Annotated in this window: 4 protein-coding genes; 2 read left to right on the top strand and 2 right to left on the bottom strand. The window is 70.1% G+C overall.

The window, feature by feature from the left end; translation table 11 throughout:
* Positions 1-144 precede the first annotated feature (144 nt).
* Together IP78_RS04450 and IP78_RS04445 are read right to left on the bottom strand one after the other, a co-directional pair.
* On the bottom strand, positions 145-1353 hold the full coding sequence (locus IP78_RS04450; RefSeq protein ID WP_231680923.1) for an FAD-binding domain-containing protein: 1209 nt from the start codon (positions 1351-1353) through the stop codon (positions 145-147).
* Complete coding sequence (locus tag IP78_RS04445) at positions 1350-1715, bottom strand: thiol-disulfide oxidoreductase DCC family protein (protein WP_054110509.1); 366 nt, start codon at positions 1713-1715, stop codon at positions 1350-1352. The genes IP78_RS04450 and IP78_RS04445 overlap by 4 nt, the downstream gene beginning before the upstream one ends.
* A gap of 155 nt (positions 1716-1870) precedes the next feature.
* Here IP78_RS04445 and alaS point away from each other — a divergent pair, with 155 nt between their 5' ends.
* Both alaS and IP78_RS04435 read left to right on the top strand, forming a co-directional pair.
* Positions 1871-4516: an alanine--tRNA ligase gene (gene alaS / locus IP78_RS04440; RefSeq protein ID WP_054110510.1), complete on the top strand. Its 2646-nt coding sequence runs from the start codon at positions 1871-1873 to the stop codon at positions 4514-4516.
* 50 nt (positions 4517-4566) lie between these two features.
* Positions 4567-6345 carry a DUF885 family protein gene (locus IP78_RS04435; protein ID WP_054110508.1) on the top strand — a complete coding sequence of 593 codons (1779 nt, stop codon included), beginning with the start codon at positions 4567-4569 and terminating at the stop codon, positions 6343-6345.
* Positions 6346-6416 lie beyond the last annotated feature (71 nt).

Here is a 6416-nt window from a genome sequence, read left to right as displayed (position 1 = left end):
CCTCCCCCGTTCGCTTCGCTCCGGGGGAGGATCAATCGAGACACTCCGCCCGGCTGGTCCCTGCGACCCGCCGCCGACCCCCGCGGGGATCGGGCCGGGAGGAGCCGCCCGTCCGGCTCGTCCGGACGGGCTTTTTCCTGGCCGTCAGGCCGGCAGGCCCAGCGTCCGCAGCACCGCCGGTGCCTTCTCCTTGAACGGAAAGAACCCCTTGGTCGCCAGCGGCCACAGAGCCTCATCCCAGCGGCGCCGGACCTGAACCAGGGCGATCCCCTCGGCGGCCAGAACGGGCCGGGCGCGCGCCAGCGCCTCCGCCGTCGGCCCGACCGGAGCCCAGGCCGTCACGATCGTCCTGACCCCGGCCGTGGTCGCCGCCGCGATCAGCCCCTCAGGTTCCAGCCCGGCCAGCCGCTGCACGGGCTGGCGGTACCGCGCCTCGGCCCGCGCCGCCGCGTCGTCCAGCGCCCCGTCCAGAAAGGACCGCGCCGTCTCGCCAGATCCTTCCGCGCCCGGCTCGGAGGCCTGGACCACGCCCGCGACCTCCCACGGACCGATCAGGCTCTCCGGTGACAGGTCCTCCGCTGTGATCAGCAGCAGATGCGGTCCGTCCGGCACATCGCCTGCGGCCACCGGCAAGGGCCTCGCCGCCGGGACCGGGGCCTCCGACAGGGGTTCGGCCGCCCTGGCCAGTCCGCTGGGCCGGAACCGGCCGTCGGTGAATTGTTCGATGTTGGACGCCGTCGCCAGATAGGTCTTGCCCTGGGTCTGCAATCCCGCGACCCAGCGCCAGGACAGGGTGTTCGACGCTGGATCGCCGTCCATCAGATGGCGCAGGAAGACGTCCGCCCCCAGCGTCCACGGCAGCCTCAGGGTGAAGATCCAGATCGAGGCGAACCACATCCGCGCATGGTTGTGCAGCCAGCCGGTCTCGACCAGTTCGCGGGCCCAGTCATCGAAGCCCTCGATGCCCGTGCGGCCCTCGATGGCCTGCGTCAGCGCCGTCCTCAGCCCCGCGTTCGCCTCGACCGCCTCCAGCGCCGCGTCCCGCTCAGCCTGATAACGCGTCCAGACCTCCGGCCGCGTCTCCAGCCAGCCCTTCCAGTAGGTTCGCCAGATCACCTCCTGAACGAACTTCTCCGCCGCGCGCGGTCCGTGCGCCTCCAGCGCCGCCCGCGCCAGCTCCTCCTCGGTCACCAGCCGACGCCGCACCCAGGGCGATAGCTGCGAAACCGCCTTCTGACGACCCGGCCCGAAATCCGTATTCCGCCCAGCGGCATAGGCCCGGCCCATGCGCGGCTGAAACGCCGCCATCCGCTCCAGCCCGGCGTCGCGCGTGGACGTCCAGAGGTCGCTCACGCGGCCGCTCCCTCGCGGCCCTTCAGCCAGCCCTGCAGCCGGGGCCGCACCTTCAGGAACGCCAGATACAGCCGCTCCAGTACCCTCAGCACCGCGCGGTTCCGAGCCAGCAGGCCCAGCGGCCTCAGAACCGGAATGGCCCGCCACATGGCCGCGAAGGCCTCGGCGCCGGACACCATCCGCCCGTCCTCGCGCGCATGGAATCGCGCCAGCAAGGCCGCCCGGTCGATCGGACAGCTCCCCTGGCCGGTCGCCACGTCGTGGAACCGGATCACCCCGCGCCGGTCCAGCCGCCGCATCAGGGCGATCTCGCGCCGGCACAGCGGGCAGTCGCCGTCGAACCACACCTCGACCTTGCTCATGGCGCTTCCATACGCCCGACGACGGCCTCAGGCCCTGCGACGGAACGGCCCGGCGGCCCGTGCGACACGGGTTGGCCAAGGTGATGCGTTCGGCGCGGAAACCCTATATGACGCCCGACTTCCTCATTCCTCCCGACGCGCGTCAGACGAACACCATGGCCAGCCTGAACGACATCCGCTCGACCTTCCTGAACTTCTTCGAGGCCGACGGTCACCAGAAGATCCACTCCGCGCCGCTGGTCCCGCAGAATGACCCGACGCTGATGTTCGTCAACGCGGGCATGGTGCCGTTCAAGGACTACTTCACCGGCGCCGCCAAGCCGCCGTCGCCCCGTGCCACGAGCAGCCAGAAGTGCGTCCGCGCGGGTGGCAAGCACAACGACCTGGACAACGTCGGCTACACCGCCCGCCACCTGACCTTCTTCGAGATGCTGGGCAACTTCAGCTTCGGCGACTACTTCAAGGAGCACGCGATCGAGCGCGCCTGGACGCTCGTCACGCGCGACTTCGGCCTCGATCCCAAGCGCCTTCTGGTCACCGTCTACATCGACGACGACGAGGCCGCCGCGATCTGGAAGAAGGTCACGGGCTTTTCCGACGACAAGGTCATCCGCATCGCCGGCTCGGACAACTTCTGGGCCATGGGCGACAACGGCCCCTGCGGCCCCTGCACCGAAATCTTCTGGGACTATGGCGACCACGTGCCGGGCGGCCCTCCCGGTTCGCCGGACGAGGACGGCGATCGCTATGTGGAGATCTGGAACAACGTCTTCATGCAGTTCGAGAAGGAGAACGACGAGATCGTTCGCAACCTTCCCAAGCCCTCGGTGGACACCGGCATGGGGCTGGAACGCATCGCCAGCGTGCTCCAGGGCAAGAACTCGGTGTTCGACACCGACCTGTTCCAGACTCTGATCGGGGCCTCGGCCGCGGCCACCTCGACCGACCCGCACGGCGATATGGCGCCCAGCCATCGCGTCATCGCCGACCACCTGCGCTCGTCCGCCTTCCTGATCGCCGACGGGGTGACGCCGTCGAATGAAGGCCGGGGCTATGTCCTGCGCCGGATCATGCGCCGGGCCATGCGCCACGCCCACCTGCTGGGTGCCGCCGACCCCCTGATGCACCGCCTCGTGCCGACGCTCGTCGCGGAGATGGGCGCGGCCTATCCGGAGCTGAAGCGCGCCCAGGCCTCGGTCGAGGACACGATGAAGCAGGAGGAGATCCGCTTCCGCACCACGCTCGGCCGCGGCATGGGCCTGCTTGAAGACGCCACGCGCGACCTTGCGCCCGGCGGCGTCATTCCCGGCCGCACGGCATTCAGCCTTTATGACACCTACGGCTTCCCGCTCGACCTGACCCAGGACGAGGCCCGCCGTCGCGGCTTCACCGTCGACACCGACGCCTTCGACGCGGCCATGGAAGAGCAAAAACTGCGCGGCAAGGCCAACTGGAAGGGCTCGGGCCAGACCGCCTCAACCGGCGAATGGCTGGCGCTGAAGGACCGTCTGGGGCCGACCGTGTTCAGCGGCTACGACGCCGTCGACGGCTCCGGCGAGGTCCTCGCCATCCTGAAGGACGGCGCGGCGGCCGACAGCGTGCAGGCGGGCGAGACCGCCGAGGTCCTGTTCGACCAGACCCCCTTCTACGGCGAAGGCGGCGGTCAGGCCGGCGACAAGGGCGAGGTCGAATGGCCCACCGGTCGCGGCCGCGTCCATGATGTGCAGAAGCCCACCGGCGACCTCTACGCCCACACGATCGAGGTGCTGGAGGGCAGCCTGTCGATCGGCGACCGCGCGTCCCTGCACGTCGACGCTGACGCGCGCTTGACCACCCGCGCCAACCACTCCGCCGCCCACCTCGTCCACGCGGCGCTGAAGAATGTGCTGGGCGCCCACGTCGCCCAGAAGGGCCAGCTGGTCGATGCCGAGCGCATGCGCTTCGACTTCAGTCACAACGCCCCCGTCACCGAGGACGAACTGGCCAAGATCGAGGCCGAGGTGAACGCCGTCATCCGCCAGAACATCCCGGCGGAAACAAAGCTGATGGCCCCTCAGGCCGCCATCGAGGCCGGCGCCGTCGCCCTGTTCGGCGAGAAGTACGGCGACGAGGTCCGGGTGCTCACGCTCGGCAAGAGCCTGACGGACGACAAGGCCTATTCGGTCGAGCTGTGCGGCGGCACCCACGTCGCCCGCACCGGCGACATCGCCCTGTTCAAGATCGTGTCGGAGACCGGCATCGCCGCCGGCGTCCGCCGCGTCGAGGCCCTGACCGGCGAGGCCGCGCGCCTGTATCTGGAAGGCCAGGCCGGGATCGCGAGGAAGCTGGCCCAGGGCTTCAAGGTCCAGCCCGCCGATGTTCCCGCCCGCGTCGACGCCCTGTCGACCAACGTCCGTAGCCTCGAAAAGCAGGTCGCCGACCTCAAGAAGCAGCTGGCGCTCGGCGGCGGTTCGGGCGGCAATGCCTCGCCGGAGGAGATCAACGGCGTCAAGCTGATCGCCCGCGTTCTGGACGGCGTCGACGGCAAGGGCCTGCGCGGCGTGGCCGAGGACTTCCGCAAACAGGTCGGCTCAGGCGTCGTCGCCCTGATCGGTGTGACCGAGGGCAAGGCCGCCGTCACCGTGGCCGTGACGTCTGACGTCGCGGGCAAGATCAACGCCGCCGACCTGGCCCGCGCCGCGGTCCTGGCCATGGGTGGGCAAGGTGCCGGCGGCAAGCCGGACTTCGCCCAGGGCGGGGCACCGGACGGCTCGAAGGCCGAGGCGGGTCTCGCGGCGGTGCGGGCGGCTCTGGCGGGTTGACGTTGGCCAAGGTCTGACGCCCCATGCGGCCCTCGCTCAATGGGGGCTCCATGCACCGTCTCGCCTTCGCCGGCCTCGCCGCCGCCCTTCTCTGTTCGACCGCGTCGGCGGCTCTGGCCCAGTCCGCGACGGAGGCCGCGCAGCCCGCCGCCAACGCCGAACTCGCCGCCCTGCTGAGCGACTACGAGGCCTATCTGAAGGCGCGCGATCCGATCTCGGCCGGACAGGAAGGCGACATCGCCGCCAAGGGCCGACTGCCCGACATCTCGCGCGAGGCCGAACTGGCCCGCCAGCCGGTTCTGGAGGCGTTTCGCGCCCGGGCCCAGGCGATCGCGGCCGACGCCCTGTCGTCGGAAGATGGGCTGAACCGCGCCTTCCTGATCCTTGATCTGGACCGCTCCATCGAGGCGATCCGCTACGATTCCGGCCGCCTCGCCTTCGATTCCGAGGGCGGTCCGGGCCAGACGGCCAGCTACATCGCCTCGGTCACACGCATCACCACCGCAGCGGAGGCCCAGGCCTGGCTGTCGCGGCTCGCGGCCTTCGCCGCCTACTATGACGCCGCGCTGGCCAACGCCCGGCGGGGCCTGGACACGGGCTTCACCCAGCCGACCTCGGTGGTCGAGAGCTTTCTCGTCTCGCTGCGGAACGAGCTGGCCTTCACACAGGAGACCGACCCTCTTCTGAAGCCGACCGAGACCCGACCCGCATCGATCCCCGAGAGCGACTGGGAGCAGATCCGGGTCGCCGCCCGGGCCATCGTCAACGGCGAGATCGCGCCGCGCCGCCAGGAATGGCTTCGCTTCATCGAGACCGAATACCTGCCCGCTGCCCGGCCCGAGGTGGGCATCGGCAGCCGCCCCGGCGGGCGCGAATTCTATGCCTTCGAGGCGAGGCGCTACACCACCACCGACCTGACACCGGACCAGATCCACCAGATCGGTCTGGACGAGGTCGCCCGCATCCGGGCCCGCATGGATACCGAGATGCGCGCGGCCGGCTGGACCGGCGACTTCGCGGGCTTCCTGAACCACCTGCGGACCGAGCCGCGCTTCTATGCCACCTCGCGCGAGGAACTGCTGGAAAAGGCGTCGGAGATGGCCAAGCGCGCGGACGGGGGGATGCCGGCCCTGTTCCGCACCCTGCCCCGCCTGACCTACAACGTGCGGCCCGTGCCAGAGGCCATCGAGGCGACCTACACGACCGGCCGCTACAACGGCGGCTCGCTCGCCGACGGGGTGCCGGGCGGCTACATCGTCAACACCGGACGGCTGGATCAGCGACCGCTCTATGAGCTGCCCGCCCTGACGCTTCACGAGGCCGTGCCCGGCCATCACCTGCAGATCGCGCTCCAGCAGGAGGCCGAGCAGGGTCCCTACTTCCGCCGCACCGTCGACGTCACCGCCTTCACCGAAGGCTGGGGCCTCTATGCGGAGTTCCTGGGCGAGGAGATGGGCTTCTACCGCACGCCCGAGGAACGCTTCGGCCGCCTGTCCTACGAGATGTGGCGGGCGTGTCGCCTGGTCGCCGACACCGGCATGCACTGGATGGGCTGGACGGTGGATCAGGCCCGGCGCTGCTTCACCGAAAACTCGGCCCTGGCTCCGCACAACATCGAGACGGAGCTGCAACGCTACGTCGGCTGGCCGGGCCAGGCGCTGGCCTACAAGATCGGCGAGATCCGGCTGCGCGCCATCCGCACCCGGGCAGAACAGGCGCTGGGCGATCGCTTCAATGTGCGCGACTTCCACGACGCGCTTCTGGTCGACGGGCCCCTGCCGCTCGACCTGCTGGACCAGCGCATGGACACCTGGATCGCGGCTCAATAATCCTCCCCCGTTGGGGGAGGGGGACCGCGAAGCGGTGGAGGGGGCTAACCGCGCACGAGGTGCCAGGACTT

This window comes from Brevundimonas sp. AAP58, assembly GCF_001295975.1.
In the GTDB taxonomy this organism is placed as follows: domain Bacteria; phylum Pseudomonadota; class Alphaproteobacteria; order Caulobacterales; family Caulobacteraceae; genus Brevundimonas.
Note: the sequence above shows the minus strand (reverse complement) of the source record. Positions and strands in the feature narration are given on the sequence as shown.